Annotated in this window: 14 protein-coding genes and 1 pseudogene; 6 read left to right on the top strand and 9 right to left on the bottom strand. The window is 66.2% G+C overall.

All coding sequences use genetic code 11. The features are described 5' to 3' along the window. Positions 1 to 54: 54 nt before the first annotated feature. The 9 genes from Q8814_RS00910 to Q8814_RS00870 form a co-directional block, all read right to left on the bottom strand. Positions 55 to 879 carry an NAD(P)-dependent oxidoreductase gene (locus Q8814_RS00910; RefSeq protein WP_330150108.1) on the bottom strand — a complete coding sequence of 275 codons (825 nt, stop codon included), beginning with the start codon at positions 877 to 879 and terminating at the stop codon, positions 55 to 57. Further along, positions 876 to 1,694, bottom strand: coding sequence for an NAD(P)-dependent oxidoreductase (locus tag Q8814_RS00905; protein WP_330150107.1), 819 nt, complete (start codon positions 1,692 to 1,694; stop codon positions 876 to 878). The genes Q8814_RS00910 and Q8814_RS00905 overlap by 4 nt, the downstream gene beginning before the upstream one ends. Further along, positions 1,694 to 2,689 carry an alpha/beta hydrolase gene (locus Q8814_RS00900; protein WP_330150106.1) on the bottom strand — a complete coding sequence of 332 codons (996 nt, stop codon included), beginning with the start codon at positions 2,687 to 2,689 and terminating at the stop codon, positions 1,694 to 1,696. Before Q8814_RS00900 ends, Q8814_RS00905 begins: the two co-directional genes overlap by 1 nt. After that, positions 2,686 to 4,344: a thiolase C-terminal domain-containing protein gene (locus tag Q8814_RS00895; protein WP_330150132.1), complete on the bottom strand. Its 1,659-nt coding sequence runs from the start codon at positions 4,342 to 4,344 to the stop codon at positions 2,686 to 2,688. Before Q8814_RS00895 ends, Q8814_RS00900 begins: the two co-directional genes overlap by 4 nt. Positions 4,345 to 4,401: 57 nt before the next feature. Continuing rightward, complete coding sequence (locus tag Q8814_RS00890) at positions 4,402 to 5,751, bottom strand: cytochrome P450 (RefSeq protein WP_330150105.1); 1,350 nt, start codon at positions 5,749 to 5,751, stop codon at positions 4,402 to 4,404. A 49-nt stretch (positions 5,752 to 5,800) separates the two neighbouring features. After that, positions 5,801 to 5,992 (bottom strand): ferredoxin, encoded by a 192-nt coding sequence (locus Q8814_RS00885; protein WP_330150104.1) that lies wholly within the window; start codon positions 5,990 to 5,992, stop codon positions 5,801 to 5,803. Positions 5,993 to 6,054: 62 nt separating this feature from the next. Beyond that, the gene (locus Q8814_RS00880) at positions 6,055 to 6,915 is read right to left on the bottom strand and encodes a mycofactocin-coupled SDR family oxidoreductase (protein WP_330150103.1); all 861 of its coding nucleotides are present in this window, start codon (positions 6,913 to 6,915) and stop codon (positions 6,055 to 6,057) included. Between the two features lie 68 nt (positions 6,916 to 6,983). Continuing rightward, positions 6,984 to 7,688: an SDR family NAD(P)-dependent oxidoreductase gene (locus Q8814_RS00875; protein ID WP_330150131.1), complete on the bottom strand. Its 705-nt coding sequence runs from the start codon at positions 7,686 to 7,688 to the stop codon at positions 6,984 to 6,986. Beyond that, positions 7,685 to 8,491: a TauD/TfdA dioxygenase family protein gene (locus tag Q8814_RS00870; RefSeq protein WP_330150102.1), complete on the bottom strand. Its 807-nt coding sequence runs from the start codon at positions 8,489 to 8,491 to the stop codon at positions 7,685 to 7,687. Before Q8814_RS00870 ends, Q8814_RS00875 begins: the two co-directional genes overlap by 4 nt. Before the next feature lie 222 nt (positions 8,492 to 8,713). Between Q8814_RS00870 and Q8814_RS00865 the strand changes: the two genes are divergently transcribed. The 6 genes and pseudogenes from Q8814_RS00865 (at position 8,714) to Q8814_RS00840 (ending at position 15,936) form a co-directional block, all read left to right on the top strand. After that, the gene (locus Q8814_RS00865; protein WP_330150101.1) at positions 8,714 to 10,225 is read left to right on the top strand and encodes an aldehyde dehydrogenase family protein; all 1,512 of its coding nucleotides are present in this window, start codon (positions 8,714 to 8,716) and stop codon (positions 10,223 to 10,225) included. Beyond that, positions 10,222 to 11,425: pseudogene (locus Q8814_RS00860) on the top strand (CaiB/BaiF CoA transferase family protein). The gene Q8814_RS00865 and the pseudogene Q8814_RS00860 overlap by 4 nt, the downstream one beginning before the upstream one ends. An 18-nt stretch (positions 11,426 to 11,443) precedes the next feature. Further along, positions 11,444 to 12,673: an OB-fold domain-containing protein gene (locus Q8814_RS00855; protein ID WP_330150100.1), complete on the top strand. Its 1,230-nt coding sequence runs from the start codon at positions 11,444 to 11,446 to the stop codon at positions 12,671 to 12,673. Beyond that, the gene (locus tag Q8814_RS00850; RefSeq protein WP_330150099.1) at positions 12,670 to 13,827 is read left to right on the top strand and encodes a thiolase C-terminal domain-containing protein; all 1,158 of its coding nucleotides are present in this window, start codon (positions 12,670 to 12,672) and stop codon (positions 13,825 to 13,827) included. The genes Q8814_RS00855 and Q8814_RS00850 overlap by 4 nt, the downstream gene beginning before the upstream one ends. A 256-nt stretch (positions 13,828 to 14,083) precedes the next feature. Further along, entirely contained in the window at positions 14,084 to 15,037 is a 954-nt protein-coding gene (locus Q8814_RS00845) for an ABC transporter permease (protein WP_330150098.1), read from the top strand. Then, positions 15,034 to 15,936, top strand: a complete 903-nt coding sequence (locus tag Q8814_RS00840) for an ABC transporter permease (protein ID WP_330150097.1) — start codon at positions 15,034 to 15,036, stop codon at positions 15,934 to 15,936. The genes Q8814_RS00845 and Q8814_RS00840 overlap by 4 nt, the downstream gene beginning before the upstream one ends. Positions 15,937 to 15,992: the final 56 nt, after the last annotated feature.

Below are 15,992 nucleotides of genomic sequence, written 5' to 3'. Positions count from 1 at the left end.
TGAGCACGACACTCGCGATGCGACGGTGCGCGAGTGCCGTGCTCTTCCCGACCGTCAGGCGTGTTCGCTTGCCGTCCGGGCATCGATGGCCGCGTCCAGGATTCCCAGGTCGCCACCGAGCTCGGCGACCGTCTTCCTGACCACTGCCACGTCTTTGGAGAGAAATTCACCGACGGCGCTGCGGAACGCCGCCACCGAGCCGCGCATCGCGACGTTGCCCATGACCTTGCTGGCCGAGCTGCCGTGGGGCAGTGCGGCCAGCAGCGAGGCCTCGCCGACGCCGAGCTGCCGTCCGAGTTCTTCGGCTTCGGCGAGCAACCCGATCTGGGCGGCGAACAGTGCGTTGTTGACGAGTTTGACGCGCTGGCCGTCTCCGCTCGCACCGACGTGAAGGACCGGATCGCCGTAGCTTTCCAGTACCGGGGTCGTCGTTGCCACCGCGTCGTCGGGGCCGCCGACGAACAGTGTCAGAGTTCCGGCGGCGATGTCGTGCGGACCGCCGCTGACCGCCGCGTCGATCACGGCGATTCCGTAACGTTCCGCTTCTGCCACGAGGGTTTCGATCGTGCGCGGACTGACGGTGGTATGGACGACGAGCGTCGCCCCGCGTGGCATCGAGCCCAGTGCCCCGTCCGGGCCGGATATGTCGCCCAGGCACACTTCGCGCACCTGTTCGTCGGTGAAGACACACACCGCGACCAGCTCGGCGCCGGCGCAGACCTCCTCGAGGTCGGCGAGAGCAGTTGCCCCCACTTCCTCGATAGCGGCGCGCTTTTCGTCCGTGCGGCCGAGAACGTGCACCTCGTGGCCCGCACCGACGAGTCGCTGCACGATAGGCAGGCCCATCCGGCCGGCCCCGATGAATCCGACCCGGCTCATCGGGGATGGTCCATCAGCTCGAGGGTGGCGTCCGCCGCCGTGAGCGCGATACCGGCCGACACGCTGGCGGCGTCGGCGATGGCCGCGACGAGTCCGACGTCCTTCTGCAACAGTCCGCCTGCGTGGGCGGCGATGCGATCGAGTGTGCCGCCGGCCGAGACCACCCGGCCGAGCGCGAAGCTGTTCGCGGTGCCGTGTGAGACGACCTCACCGAGACGCGCGGGGTCGATACCGAGCGACTTGCCGAGTGTCAGCGTGGTGGCCGCCGTCGACAGGTTGGCCGTGAACAGCAGGTTGTTGAGCAGCTTGGTGACCTGCCCGGAGCCGACGTCGCCGAGATGGACGATCGGGTCGCCGTACGTGGCGAACACCGGACGGCAACGTTCGACGGCCTCCGTGTCGCCTCCGACCATGACGAGCAAACGACCCGCTTCCGCACCCATTCCGCCGCCACTGACCGGTGCGTCGACGACCGATACCCCGTGCGCGTGGGCTGCCTGCGCGAGTTCCTTGCAGGTATCCGGGTGAACCGTGCTGTGCACGACGATGATGCCGCCCTCACGCATGCCCTCGAGGATCCCGTTCTCCCCGGTGACGAGTTGCCGCACGTCGTCGTCGCTGACGACACACAAGCACACCACGTCGCTTGCGGAGGCGAGTTTGGCGGGTGAGTCCGCGTACTCGGCCGCCGTATCGGCGTACGGTGCCAGAGACTCCGGTCGCCGTGCCCACAGGGTCAGCTCGTAACCTGCCTCGACGATCCTGCGCGCCATGGCTCCGCCCTGGCTGCCGAGCCCGATGAATCCGACGCGCATCAGCGGTCCTCCGTCCCGTAGGTGGCCGATATGAGATCGGCTGCTGTCGTTTCTGTCGCGGTAAGTGCTGCGTCCGTGCATTCGTCGACGAAGCCGAGGATGCCGCTGTGGTAGCGCGGCGCGGCGTACCCGATGCTGAGGTTGTGCCCGCCACCCGGAAGCCGGTCGGTGACGACGCGGGGTGCCGCACCGAACATGCCGGCGACGTCGGCCAGGGCCTGCGGATCGTTGCGCCACACCTTCTCGTACTCGCCCGCGGTGAAGTGCACCGGCACACGGACTTCGGCGGCGAGCGCCGGGAAGTCGGTTCGCGGCCAGCCGGCCGTCACCGTGCCCTCGTATCGCGGTGTGGGAGAGGCGATCAACGCGCCGCCCACAATCTCCGGCGGATACAGGTCGATCGGGGTCCACAGCAGTTCCCCCACTCCGCGCGCGTCGGCGTACTGACCCGGGGTGCCGAGGATGCCCGCGGCGGCGGCGTGGTGTTCGCGACCGGTGCCTGCGAGTTCGACACCCAGTACGTCGTCGGCGCGGTCGTCGATCGCCATTCGGACGGTCACCTCGCATCCGACCGAGTGTCCCCACAGGAAGATCCCGGCTCCGCGTGATCGGGTGCCGAGGAACTGCCCGAGCGCGGCGAACATCAGATCGACGCGGCGGTGAACGGGTGCGAGCTCCTCCGCGTGGGGCCGCGAAGCGCCGTATCCGGGGCGGTCGAGTGCGACGACGGTGTATCCACGTGCCGCGGCGCTGCGCATCATCGACAACTCGGGATGCCCGGGGCAGTCCCAGTAGGCCGAACTCGTAGCGCCTCCGTGCAGCGCGACGATCACCGCGCGCGGTTCGGGTACCTCGAGGAGCAGGCCCGACATCGGGATGCCGTCGATATCGACGACGCGAGAGACGGGTGAGGTGCCTCCCGCGGCGTCGATGTCGACCTCCTCGATCGGTGAGGACTGTGTGTCGGCGGACAACTGGGGGTGTGGGGCGCTCATGTGTCCGACCGCAGCAGCATCGCGCCGCCGGGAGACAGGCCGCCGGTCGCGGCGACCGCGACACGAGCGCCGGCAACCTGGCGCGCTCCGGCCTCGCCGCGCAGCTGGGTGACGGCCTCGTGGATCAAGCCCATGCCGTGGGTACGGCCGTGGGAGAGCTGCCCGCCGTGGGTGTTCAGAGGCAGGACGCCGTCGCGTGCGATGTTCTTGCCGCCGTCGAGGAAGTCCTTCGCCTCGCCGATGCCGCAGAAGCCGAGGCCTTCGATCCAGGACAGGCAGTTGAAGGTGAAGCCGTCGTAGAGTTCGGCGACGTCGACATCCTCGGGACGCATCGACGTGCGGGACCACATGTGGGCGGCGGGGCCGAGCACGTGCGGCTCGTGAGCAAGGGTGCTCTGATCCCATTCGATCCGTTCGACGATCTGCGTGCCGACCGCCTCCACGAGCACCGGTGGTTTGGGAAGGTCGCGGGCGGCGTCGACGGCGGAGACGATCACGGCGATCGAACCGTCGCACGGCACATCGCAGTCGTACAGCCCGAACGGCGTGGTGATCGGCCGAGCCGACAGATAGTCGTCCATCGTCATGGGGTCGCGGTAGACCGCCGTCGGATTGAGTGCCGCATTGGCGCGCTGGTTGAGCGCGATCCATCCGAGGGTTTCGCGGTCGGTTCCGTAGTGGTGGAAATGGCGCTGGGCGTTCTGCGCGAGGGTGTGCGCCGCGGAAGTGGCACCGAACGGCATGAACCAGCTCGGGGTACGGCCACCGGCGGGAGGCGCGATCTCCCCGCGCTTCATGAGCTCGCTGTAGGTGGACTCCCACAGGGTCCGGTAGCAGAGCACGTGACGGGCAGCGCCGGCGGCGACCGCAATCATCGCCGCGATCACCGAGCCGCCGGGTCCGAAGGTTTCGATACCACCGTTGTGCCACGTCGGACGGAGACCGAGTGCGGCCTCGACCGCGGTCACGCCGCCCTCACCGAATCCGCCCACCTGTCCGGCGCCGGGATAGCTCGCCAGACCGTCGATGTCGTCCATCGTGAGACCGGCGTCGGCGACCGCACGCTCGCACGCCTCCAAGGTGAGTTCCATCGGAGACCGCATCAGTCGGCGGCCGATATCGGACATTCCGACGCCGGTGAGCGCGGCCTTGTCCTCGAACTTCTCCGGCGTGGCCATCGGCCGCACGTGCAACCGGATCTGCTCGGGACCGATCTCGTCCACCGGTAGGGGAGCGGGCGGGCCCTGCTCCCCTACCGGACGGAACAGTGGAAGCCATACATCCGCGTCCTGCTGGAAGACGACCTCCATGCGCATGCCCAGTTCGAGTTGACCGGGATCGCATTCGACCGCATTGGTCGTCAGCCGGACCCGGGGGTCCTCCTCGATCGCGACCTGCGCCACCACGTAGGGGGCGGGCATGCCGGGCATGCTGAAGCGGTGGTTGACCGTGAAGCCGATGAGCGTCGCGAAGCCGGACACCTCGCGGACGCCCAACTGCTGCCCGCGGCAGTACCGGCAGATCGGCTGGGGCGGATGGATCAGGGCCGCACAGGATTCGCATTCCTGTATGCGCAACCGCCCGTCCGCGCCGGACGTCCAGAAAAACCGGTTCTGTCGGGTCACCACGGGCAGGGGACGACCCGACGCTTTCACCGCGTCGGGTGCCGACTCCACCGGATCGACCACCGCTGAATCAACCACGGATCCTCGTTATCCCTTTCGTGCGGTGATCGGCTCGGCGAGGCCCTGCTCGTCGCAGCTCTGCTGCAACTTCACCAAAGTGGTGGCGAGATCGTCGCCGAGACGCGGTCCCGGAGTGAAGGTCGCGGGAAGCTTCCGCATTCCCTGGATGACACCGATGGTGTCGTAGTGCACTGTACCTTCGGGATCGCACTTGTAATCCGGCATGCGGTCGAGCACGGCGAGAAGCATGCGCTTGAACACCATGCGGGCCATGTTCGATCCGACGCAGCGGTGAATGCCGAGCCCGAAGCTGAAGTGCCGGTTACCCCGTCGCTCCAGATCGATGCTGTTCGGATCGTCGAACAGTGCCGGGTCGCGGTTGGCCATCGCCCAGGACAGCCACAGGCGCTCGCCTTCCTTGAACTCGGTGCCGTCGAACTCGGTGTCGGCGGAGAACGTGCGTCCGTCGCCCGGCGCGGGGGTGAAGTAGCGCAGGAACTCCTCGGTCGCCGGGTCCACCAGCGTGTCGCGCTCGCGGCTGAGCCGCTCCCGCTCGTCCGGATTCTGGCCGAGCCACTCGAGCGAATGTGCCGTCAGCGCGGTGGTTGTGTCGAAACCGCCGCCGATGAGCAGGCTGAGGATGCCGAGCAGTTCCATGTCGTCGGGCTTCTCACCCAGTACCTCGACATTGGCGATCGCATCGATCAGGCCGGGGCGCGGATTCTCGCGGATCTCGAAGAGATTGGTGAGAAGGTCCAGGCCCATGGCACGGTGCAGTTCGCCGATACGCGGGATATCCGGGGAGTCCGGCGGCGTGTAGACGGCGGCGTGCACCGGCTCGTTGTAGATCTCCCACTTGGCGATCGGGATGCCCATCATCGCAAGGGTGAGGACCGCGGGCACGATGTTCGCGAGATCGTCGACGAAATCGATTCTGCCGCTTTCGATCTTCTCGTCGATGGCCGCGCGCACGACCTCGTCGACGAACGGGATCCACCGCTGCACCGCGGCGGGCGAGAGATACGGGTTGAGCAGAGAACGGAAGGCGGTATGTTCGGGATCGTCCATCTCGAGGATGCCACCGCGTACGCCCGACGCGCGCTCCATCGTCGGAATGGCAATGCCCTTGTAGCCCTTGCGCTTACCGTGAAGATCGTGGTCGTTGGATACATTCGCGGAGCGGGCGAGGCCGAACACCTCGCGGCTGCCGGCCGCGACCCAGTGCCCACCGTGGGTGTCGGACCATGCCATCGGGCACTTCGAGTGCATTTCCTCGGTCACGTCGAGGAAGCGATCACGGTAATCCGGGGCATGGCGGTCGAACTGATACTTGATCTTCTTGCGAGTGTCTTCCGATATAACGTCGTCGGCGCTCACGGTGTCACATCCCTTGCTTCGGGTAACATCGGCTTCGAAACGGCATGGCTCAGAAAATGGTGATTGCCTGCTCGGGGCAGGATTTGGCGGCTTCGCGGACCCGATCCTCCTGGTCTGCGGGCACGTCTTCGTTCACGGCCGTCGAATGGCCGTCGATTTCACTGAGTTCGAATACATCTGGAGCAGCCATCGCGCACAGTGTGTGGCCCTGGCAACGCTCGGGATCGACCCGTACCTTCACAGCATTCCCTTCCGGTGACGATTGAAATTGTCATGCGTTGTCGCGCTGGATATTTCGGGGATTCAGATGTGGTAGTCGTACCACTTGAGGTAGCCACCGCCGTCGACGCGCATCTGCATACCGGTCACGTACCGGGATTCGTCCGAGGCGAGGAACAACACCATGTTGCTGCTGTCCTCCGGCTCGATGTACGGGATCGGCATAGCCTGCTGCACACCGAAGACCGGTTCGGCATCCTGCCGGGTCGGGTGCTCGAGGTCGGGACGGAACGAGCGGTACATCGGCTCGCTCTGCAGCATGTCGGTGTTGCAGTTGGTCGGGTGAAGGGTGTTCACCCGGATCATGCGAGGTGCGAGATGGGTGGCCAACTCGTGGACGTACTGTGCGATCGCGCGCTTCGAGAACACGTACGCGACGCCGCCGAGGTCCTTGCCGGGGACGTCGACCTTGGCGATGTCCATGAGCGCGGCGGTCGAGCCGGTCGCGATGATCGACGCGCCCTTCCCGAGGTGGGGAAGTGCGGCCTGGACCGCGTTCATGGTGCCGACGAGGTTGGTGTTGACCACGTCGGTCCAAGCCTGGGTCTGCGGCTCACCCTTCATGCCGGCGACACCGGCCTGCGCCACGACGACGTCGATCTTGCCGAACTCGGCGATGCCCTGCTCGACCGCGGCGTTCATCTGCGCGGCGTCGCGGACGTCGGCCTGCACCGCGACGATGCGGCGGCCTTCCTTCTCCACCAGCCGGACCGTCTCCTCGAGGTCCTCCGGCGTGGCCATCGGGTACCCCATCGAGTCGATGTTCCGGCAGAGGTCGACCGCGATGATGTCCGCGCCCTCGGACGCGAGTTTGACTGCGTGGCTTCGGCCTTGACCGCGCGCCGCGCCGGTGATGAACGCGACCTTTCCTTCGACACGCCCCACTGTTTTGTCCTTTCGATCGGTATGGCTGCGATTCGGCACCGAACCGCGGGCTGCGGCCGGGCGGTGGGTCAGGTGTTGCGTCCGCCGTTGACGCCGAGGATCTGGCCGGTGATGTAGCCGGCCTCTTCGGAGATGAGGAACGAACATGCGGCGGCGATGTCCTCCGGGCGGCCGGCCCGGCGGACGGGGGTGCGCTGGATGTGGTCCTCGATGGTCCCGCCGAGCAGGCCCTTCTCTTCGGAGCGGCGCAACATCGGAGTGTCCACGAAACCGGGGGGCACGGCATTGACCGTGATGCCGTCGGGGCCGTATTCGAGCGCGAGGGACTTGGTGAGGCCGTTGACGGCCGCCTTCGACGAGACGTACGCCGACATGAACTGCTGTCCCGACTGGGCACTCGACGACGAGATGTTGACGATGCGTCCCCAGCCGGCGTCGATCATGTCGGGCAGCGCGGCCTGCACGCAGTGGAAGACACCGCCGAGGTTGACGGCGACAACCTTCTGCCACGTGTCGTAATCGATGTTCCGGAAACGCTTGTACAGCTCGAGACCGGCGCCGTTGACGAGAATTGTGACGGGGCCGAGCTCTGCGCGGATCTCGGCGAACGCCGCGTCGACCTGGTTCTTGTCGGAGACGTCGACCTTGTACTCGAGTTCCCCGCCGGTGGGGTTGAGATCGAGGACGGCGACCCGGTGACCGTCCTTGCGCAGGCGTTCGGCGATGGCCATGCCGATACCCGAGCTGCCTCCGGTGACTACTGCGGTTTTCACGGCCATGCTTCGTCACCGACGATCGTCGTGCGGCGCATCAGCCGCTCGGAGGAGGGGTCGTAGGGCAGTGCGCGATGCAGCATGCCGGTGTTGTCCCAGACCACCAGATCGCCGACGGACCATTCGTGGCTGTAGCAGAAGCGCTCCTGCGTGGTCCAGGCGAGCAGCTCGTCGAGCAGCTCGCGGCTCTCCTCGGGGCGCATCCCGACGATGTGGTCGGCCGTCGCGCCGATGACGAGCGACTTGCGGCCGTCCCGCCGATCCCAGACGAGCGAGGACTCGTGCGGCGGCAGCGCCCGCCACCGGGCGACCATCTCCTCCGGCGGGTCCGGGTAGACGAGACGCTGTGCGGCTTCGAAGCTGTGCACGACGCGCAGGCCCTCGTAGCGCTTCTTCTCGTGGTCGGGCAGGTTCTCGTATGCCGCGTAGGTGCTGGCGAATTCGGTGCCGCCGCCGACCATTGCCACGTGCCGGGCCGTCAGGGTGGTGGCCTTCGCCGGAATGTCGTTGGTGGTGTCGTCGATGTGCCAGTGGAACGTGCCCTTGAGGTACTCGGCCGACGGTGTCTTCGCGGGATCCAGTGAGACCGTGAAGATTTCCTGCCCGGGCGCCGGCATCACGACCTTGCCGAGTCGGCGGCTGAAGGCCAGCTGAGCCTCGTCGTCGAGGTGCAGGCCGCGGATGAGCAGCACGCCCCTCCACTTGAGTGCCTCCAGCAGCCGGTTGACAACTGCCTCGTCCTCGAGGCTGTCGACGCCGGTTACCTCTACACCCAGAGATGGACTGAGCGCTGTAGTCTCCATCACAAGAATCTCCCTTCCATATGCGAGAACCATACTCTCGGGATAAAGGCGGGGGCAAGGCCCGATATGCCCGGTTGTCGCCAGGCAACCTACCAGCACGTCCCGTGGCGTGAATCACGTTTCGGGGTATGCCTGGGGCATTGCGGTTGGTAGAGTTCTCTTCGAACGATCGAATAATTCTCTCTGACGAGAATTAGATTTCCCTACCAGTGAGGAGACGGGATGTCCCCGCAGGACAACGTGTCGACCGCCGTGGCCGACAAGCAGGCCGACAACGCAACCGCAGCAGGCGTCACCAAGCGCCTGCTGATCGACGGGCAGCTGCTCACGACCGAGCGGACGTTCGCGTCCCTCAATCCCGCGACCGGTGAGCTCTTCGGCCACGCGCCGGAGGCCGGTGTCGAAGAGGCAGAAGCGGCAATCGTGGCGGCTCGCCGCGCGTTCGACACCACGACGTGGGCGACCGACGTCGAATTCCGCGTCAAGTGCCTGGATCAACTGCACCAGGCGCTCCTCGACAACCTCGAGGATCTCCGCGAATTGATGATGGCGGAGGTCGGTGCCACCCGGGTGCTCACGCACGGCAACCAGCTCGAGGCGCCCATCGCGATCGTCAAGTACTACGCGGACCTGCTCCGGACGTATGCGTTCTCCGAAGAGCTCGGAGAGGCCGAGGTTCGCGGACAGAAGCACCGCCGGTGGCTCGAGAAGGAGGCCGCGGGCGTCGTTTCGGCCATCACCGCGTACAACTACCCGGTTCAGCTGGCGTTGGCGAAGCTCTCTCCGGCCCTCGCCGCCGGTTGCACGGTCGTCCTCAAGGGCGCGCCGGACACTCCGCTGATCACCCTCGCCCTCGGCGAGCTCATCGCCGAGCACACCGACATCCCGGCCGGCGTCGTCAACATCCTCTCGTCCTCCGAGATCGCCCCCGGTCAGGTGATGACCACCCACCCGGACGTGGATGTGGTGACCTTCACCGGCTCGACCCCGGTCGGTGCCCAGATCATGGCTGCGGCAGCACCCACCATGAAGCGTGTCTTCACCGAGCTCGGCGGCAAGTCCGCGCTCATCGTCCTCGACGACGCCGACCTCGACATGACCGCGCAGTTCGCGGCGTTCAGCATCTGCTCGCACGCCGGGCAGGGTTGCGCGCTCACCACACGGCTGCTCGTGCCGCGCGACAAGCACGACGAAATCGTCGCGCGCGTAGCCGGTTTCATGTCCCACGTGCCGTTCGGCGATCCGACCAACCCGAAGATGTACATGGGCCCGCTCATCAGCGAGAAGCAGCGCGACAAGGTCGACGGCCTGGTGCAGCGCGCCGTCGAGAACGGTGCCACGCTGGTGACCGGCGGCGAGCGCGTCGATCCGGGCTTCTTCTACCAGCCGACCCTGCTGTCCAACGTCGACCCCGACAGCGAGATCGCCCAGGAAGAAGCGTTCGGCCCGATCCTCGCCGTCATCCCGCACGACGGTGACGAGCACGCCGTGCAGATCGCAAACAACTCGAAGTACGGCCTGTCGGGCGGCGTCCTGACTGCCGACGAGGAGCGCGGGATCGCCATCGGGCGGCGCATCCGCACCGGCACCTTCAGTGTCAACGGCGGCAACTACTTCACCCCCGACGTGCCGTTCGGTGGTTACAAGCAGTCGGGTATCGGTCGTGAGATGGGCGTCTACGGTCTGGAGGAATTCCTCGAGGTCAAGGCCTTCGCGGTGGCGGTGAAGGAGTGAAGCCCCTCGACGGGATTCGCGTCCTCGAAGTCGCGATGTACGGTTTCGTTCCCTCGGCGGGCGCGGTGCTCGCCGAGTGGGGCGCCGACGTGATCAAGGTCGAGCACGCCGTCACCGGCGACCCGCAGCGCGGCCTCCGCCAGATCGGAACGATGCGCGTCGAAGGCGATCCGAACCCCAATGTCGAGCACGCCAATCGGGGGAAGCGCAGTATCGGTCTCGATATGGGAACACCCGAGGGCAAAGAGGTCCTGCTCGACCTCGCCCGCAACTCGGACGTGTTCCTGACCAGCTTCCTTCCCCAGGCCCGCACCAAATTCGGGATCGACGTGGACGACATCCGCGCCGTGAACCCGTCGATCGTCTATGCGCGTGGCAGTGCGCTGGGACCGCGCGGCGTCGAAGCCGACAGGGGCGGGTACGACATGACGGCCTTCTGGGCCCGCGCCGGCATCGCGGCCACCCTCACCCCTCCCGGTACGGAAGGCATGATCACCCCTCCCGGTCCCGCGTTCGGCGACACCATCTCCGGCACCAACCTCGCCGGTGGCGTCGCTGCCGCACTGCTCAAGCGCGAACGCACCGGCGAGACCTCGATCGTCGATGTGTCCCTGCTGGGAAGCGGCCTGTGGGCCATGGGTCACGGGATCGCCTTGTCGGTGCACATGGGCGAACACATGGTGGCGCCGGTACCCGGCGCGCACGGCGCACCGACGAACCCCCTCTCCGGTTTGTACGCGACGGCCGACGGACGTTATCTGTCCTTCGTCATGCTGCAACCCGCCAAGTTCTGGGCAGATGTGCCGCCACATCGATCGCCCCGAACTCGCCGACGATCCGCGTTTCGCGGACGCCGCGTCGATCGCAGCCAACACTGCCGAGGCCGTCTCGATCCTCCGCGAGGTGATCGGCTCCCGCACCCTGCCGGAATGGACCGAGCGTTTCGCGACGCTCGCCGGACCGTGGGCGCCGGTGCAGGACTCGCTGCAGGTGGCCGACGACAGGCAGATTCGTGCAAACGAATATCTCGTCAAGGCAGGCGAACTCGAGTTGGTGGGTAACCCGGTTCAGTTCGATGTCACCGCGCCCGAGGTCGGGCCCGGCCCGGAGTTCGCCGCCCAGACCGAGGAGATCCTCCTCGAACTGGGTCTGGATTGGGAACGGATCATCGCTCTCAAGACTGCGGGAGCAGTCACCTAGTTCGGTTGGAGTATCCACATGCCATACATCGCTTCGATCGGTACGTACCTGCCGTGCTGGGGCACACCGGACACACGGGTTGCCGGCGACGACGAGGACGCGATCACCCTCGCGGTCGAGGCGGGCCGTGCCGCACTCACCTCCGGTGGGCCGGTCCAGTACGTGGTCGTCGTCAGCCGCGACCTGCCGCTGACGGAGAGCAGCAACGCAGCGGTGTTGCTCGCCGGTCTCGGACTGGACCCCGAACTCGAGGTGATCGAGCGCCTGGGGGGTGCACCCGCCACGCTCGACGCCCTCGGCTCGGCCCGTCCCCGCACGCTGGTCATCGGCGTCGACCTCGAAGCCGCCGGCGCGGCGGCAGCCCTCACCGCCGATCGCGGCATGGGGGTCCGGACGGCGGCGCGTGTGTCTCGCAGCCTCCCGGTGCGAACCCGGAATGCGTCCGGGGACGTACACGACTACGGTGACCCGCGCCTGCTGAGGAAACGCGGGTACCTGGCGTCGCTGGCAAGTGCGTGGGTGGACACACCGGTCGTCGTGGCCGGACTCGACCACCGGCAGGCGGCGGCGCTGACGGCCGGCGCGCCTACCGCCGCGCAGTCGGTCCGGCTGCCCACCTCCGGAGCGAGTTCGGCGCTGTTCGCGCTCGCGGTCATGGCCGAGTCGGGCATGACCGGTCCGCTGGTCGGCGTCGAGCAGGCAAGTCTGTCGGGCCTCACGGTCGGTGGTGAGGACAGCGCTCAGGTGCATCGTCGGGAGGCAGCCGCCCGGCCGGCGCCGGAAGCGACGTATGTCGCCGACGGGGAGATCCCGATCTCGCTGGCGGCCTACGAGCGGGCATTCGAAGCGAAAGTCCGCTGGGAGGCGGGAAAGTACAGCGACAGCGACAAACTGGATTTCCCTCCTCGCTACCGGGTGAACAGCGACGGCACATTGAACACCGACTACACCCTTGTCGAACTGCCGCGCACCGGCACGGTGTACACGGAGACCACCGTCCATGTGCCGGTGCCGGGCTTGGCAACCCCGTACTCGCTCGTGCTCGTCGAACTCGACGGTGTCGGAATCCGGGCCCTCGTCCGCGTGACGGGCGCGGAGGCGGGAACGGTCGGCATAGGCGACCGGGGCCGGATGGTGCTGCGGCGGGTGGCGGTGCGATCGGGTGTCCCGGACTACGGCTACGCATTCGAACCCGACCCACCCGGACTCGATGCGGTCACCGAGACGGAAACGGAGGACGCGGCATGAGGAACGTGGCAATCGTCGGCGCAGGAATGACTCCGTTCGCGGAGCATTTCGCGCTGGGAACGAGAGATCTGCTGCCCATGGCGTTCGCTGCCTGCGCGGCGAGCATCGACAAGGGGATCGACAAGTCGGACCTGCAGGCCGCATGGTTCGGGTCGATGGGTACCACCGACGGGTTCCCGTCCGGGATTCTGGCCGACACGCTCGGACTCCCGGATCTTCCGGTGACGAGGGTCGAGAACTCCTGTGCAACCGGGCACGATGCCATCCGAAATGCCATGTTCGGTATCGCGTCCGGAGCATTCGACGTCGCTCTCGTCATGGGCGCCGACAAGCTCCGCGAGACGGCGTCGAAGGACATGCTGTGGGAATGGGAAGCGATGACGCGGGACATGGCGTGGGATTACCCGCTCGGTCTCGCCCAGGCCGGCTTCGCGTTGCACGTCCGACGGTATCTCCACGAATCTCCCGCTACGAGAGAGCACATGGCAATGGTGGCGGTGAAGAACCACCGCAATGCCATGAAGAATCCCAAGGCGTGCAGACACTTCGAGCTCACCGTCGAGGAAGTTCTGGATGCGGACACGGTGGTCACACCGTTCGGTGTGTACGACTGCGCGCCGCAGAGCGACGGCGCCGCCGCGCTCGTACTCGCCGCCGAGGGGGTGGCAGACCGCTTCACCGATCGTCCGGTGTGGATCCGCGGTTCCGGTCTCGGTATGGATCACGTTATGCACCAGCACAAGCGGGATATGACCTCCTTTCCGGCAACCATTCGCGCGGCGAAGCAGGCCTTCTCGATGGCGGGCCTGACCCCGGCCGACGTCGACGTTGCCGAGGTTCACGACTACTTCACCGGCATCGAGCTGATCAGCTACGAGGACCTGGGTTTCGCGGACAGGTTCGAGGCCTTCAAGATGATCGAAGGCGGCATCACCGAGGTCGGTGGACGATTGCCGGTCAACCCGAGCGGTGGGCTCAACACCAAGGGTCACCCACCGGGTGCTACCGGCGTCGCCCAATGCGTCGAACTGTTCGAACAGCTTCGGGGCGAGGCTTGCAATCAGGTCGACGGAGCTCGAATCGCACTGGCCCACAATGTCGGTGGTCCGACGGCCGTGTCCGGTGTGACGATTCTGGAGGGCCCCGGAATATAGCCACGTGGTCTCCGAACCCGCGCAACACGATGTGTTGCGCGGGTTTTCGTCGTGGGTGCGAGAGGCCGAAAGTTATTGCAGCAGTGCAAGATTGTCATTCTGTAATTTGTGCACAAGGTTCGCGTTTTCGGTGAACTCGTATTGCCGCATCCACAATCAGCCTCTAGTGTGTGGGTCATCACAGAAGCTCTCCATCGGCTCCTTTGCTCTGCGGGACGGCTTTTCGGTTCCGACGGCACGATGAAAGTTGAGTTGGATGATTCTCACTGTTTCGAAAAAGGTAGGGCGCAGCCTGCTGGTCGTCCTGTTGGTGACGATCGCGGTCGTCGCTTTGTTGAGCCTGGCGCCGGGATCCGTCGCGCAGGTGATTCTGGGGGAGAACGCGACCCCCGAGGCGGTCGCGACGATGAACGCCGAACTCGGCCTCGACGCGCCGTTCTGGTCGCAGTACATCGGCTGGCTCGGGAACGCCGTCACCGGCGACCTCGGAACCTCGCCGCTGACAGGGCAATCGGTCAGCGAAGCGATCGCCGAACGGCTCCCCGTCACGCTTCAGCTCGCCGCGATGGGTCTGCTCATCGCTCTGATCGTCGCCCTCGCGATGGGAGTCGTCTCCGCATCGCGCCCGGGCAGCAAGGTCGACCGCGGTATCAACGCGATGTCGGCGGTATTCCTCTCGGTTCCGGCATTCATCGCCGGACCGGTCCTGATCTACTACCTGGCCATCCAGCTGCAGATCTTCCCGGTCATGGGCTGGTCGCGTATCGGTGAGGGACTCGGCGACAACCTGCGCAGCGCATTCCTCCCGGCAATGGCCATCGCCCTCACCGAAATCGCGGCGTTCCATCGCCTGTTGCGTACGGATCTGATCGGAACGCTCCGTGAGGACTTCATCGCGGCGGCCAGGGCCAAAGGCATGCCGTCCTGGTACGTGATGTTCCGGCACGCGCTGCGGCCCTCGTCGTTCTCGTTGATCACCGTGGCCGGCATCAATCTCGGTCGTCTCATCGGCGGCACCGTCATCGTCGAAACACTGTTCGGCCTACCGGGTCTCGGTCAGCTTGTTGCATCGTCCATCACGTCCCGCGACGTGATCATGGTCCAGGGCATCGTGGTCTTCATCGCTGTCGTGTACGTCGCGATCAACACCCTGGTCGACCTCAGCTACCAAGTGATCGACCCGCGGGTCAGAAAGGTGGTCGGAGCATGACCCAAGTTGCGTTGGGGAAGAGCGGCGCCGCCCCGGCCGTCGAGACAGCGGTCGCGAGCGCTCCCGTCGTTCCAGCGGTCCGGAAGTCCCGGTCGATCCTGGTGTACCTCTCGATGGTGTGGCTGGTGGTCATCATCGGCGCAGCGATCCTCGCGAGCGTGCTTCCCCTGGCTCCGTACGACGTTCCGATCGGTCCACCGAGAACGGCACCGGGCTTCGGGTCCTTCGATATGTTGCTCGGAACCGACACTCTCGGCCGGTCGATCCTGTCCCGAGTGATCTACGGTGCGCAGGTTTCGCTGCTGATCGGTGCGGTCGCGGGAATCGTCGGCTTCGGAATCGGGTCGCTGTTCGGCATGATCTCCGGGTACTTCGGAAAGCGCGTCGATTCCGTGATCACACTGGTGGCCGACGCCATGCTCGCGTTCCCGCCCCTGATCCTCCTGCTCGCACTGGCATCGATCCTCACGCCCAGTATCGGAACGATGCTGTTCGGACTCGGACTGCTGGCGATACCGTCGTTCGTTCGGCTGTCGCGGGCCAACACACTGGCATGGTCGTCGCGGGAATTCGTCCGGGCGGCGCGCAATATGGGCGCCGGCCACGGGCGGATCCTGTTCAAGGAGATCATGCCCAATGTCATCGCCCCGCTCGCCTCGTACCTGCCCATCGTGATGGCGGCGCTGATCGTTGCCGAAGGCTCGTTGAGCTTCCTCGGCCTCGGCATCCCGCCACCGCAGCCCAGCTGGGGCGGGATGATCAACGATGGCAAGGACGCGATCGCCACATCTCCCCACCTGGTGTTCGTGCCTTCGCTCGTCATCTTCTTCACCGTGTTCGCTCTCAACCAGGCGGGCGACTTCCTTCGCACCAAATACGACCGGACGCTGCACGACTGAGCAATCTGCCGTTCGCGGCCGGTTCGTGATCCCGACATCCTTCCATCCGAGAGGTC

Origin of the sequence: Rhodococcus chondri, assembly GCF_036327435.1 — a bacterium.
In the GTDB taxonomy this organism is placed as follows: Bacteria; Actinomycetota; Actinomycetes; order Mycobacteriales; family Mycobacteriaceae; genus Rhodococcus; species Rhodococcus chondri.
The sequence above is the reverse complement of the archived record's forward strand: the minus strand, read 5'-3'. Positions and strand labels throughout refer to the sequence as shown.

Coding starts and splice junctions, on each gene's coding strand:
- Q8814_RS00910 (WP_330150108.1), bottom strand. CDS start 879: ATGAGCCGGGTCGGATTCATCGGGGCCGGCCGGATGGGCCTGCCTATC.
- Q8814_RS00905 (WP_330150107.1), bottom strand. CDS start 1,694: ATGCGCGTCGGATTCATCGGGCTCGGCAGCCAGGGCGGAGCCATGGCG.
- Q8814_RS00900 (WP_330150106.1), bottom strand. CDS start 2,689: ATGAGCGCCCCACACCCCCAGTTGTCCGCCGACACACAGTCCTCACCG.
- Q8814_RS00870 (WP_330150102.1), bottom strand. CDS start 8,491: ATGGAGACTACAGCGCTCAGTCCATCTCTGGGTGTAGAGGTAACCGGC.
- Q8814_RS00865 (WP_330150101.1), top strand. CDS start 8,714: ATGTCCCCGCAGGACAACGTGTCGACCGCCGTGGCCGACAAGCAGGCC.
- Q8814_RS00855 (WP_330150100.1), top strand. CDS start 11,444: ATGCCATACATCGCTTCGATCGGTACGTACCTGCCGTGCTGGGGCACA.
- Q8814_RS00850 (WP_330150099.1), top strand. CDS start 12,670: ATGAGGAACGTGGCAATCGTCGGCGCAGGAATGACTCCGTTCGCGGAG.
- Q8814_RS00845 (WP_330150098.1), top strand. CDS start 14,084: ATGATTCTCACTGTTTCGAAAAAGGTAGGGCGCAGCCTGCTGGTCGTC.
- Q8814_RS00840 (WP_330150097.1), top strand. CDS start 15,034: ATGACCCAAGTTGCGTTGGGGAAGAGCGGCGCCGCCCCGGCCGTCGAG.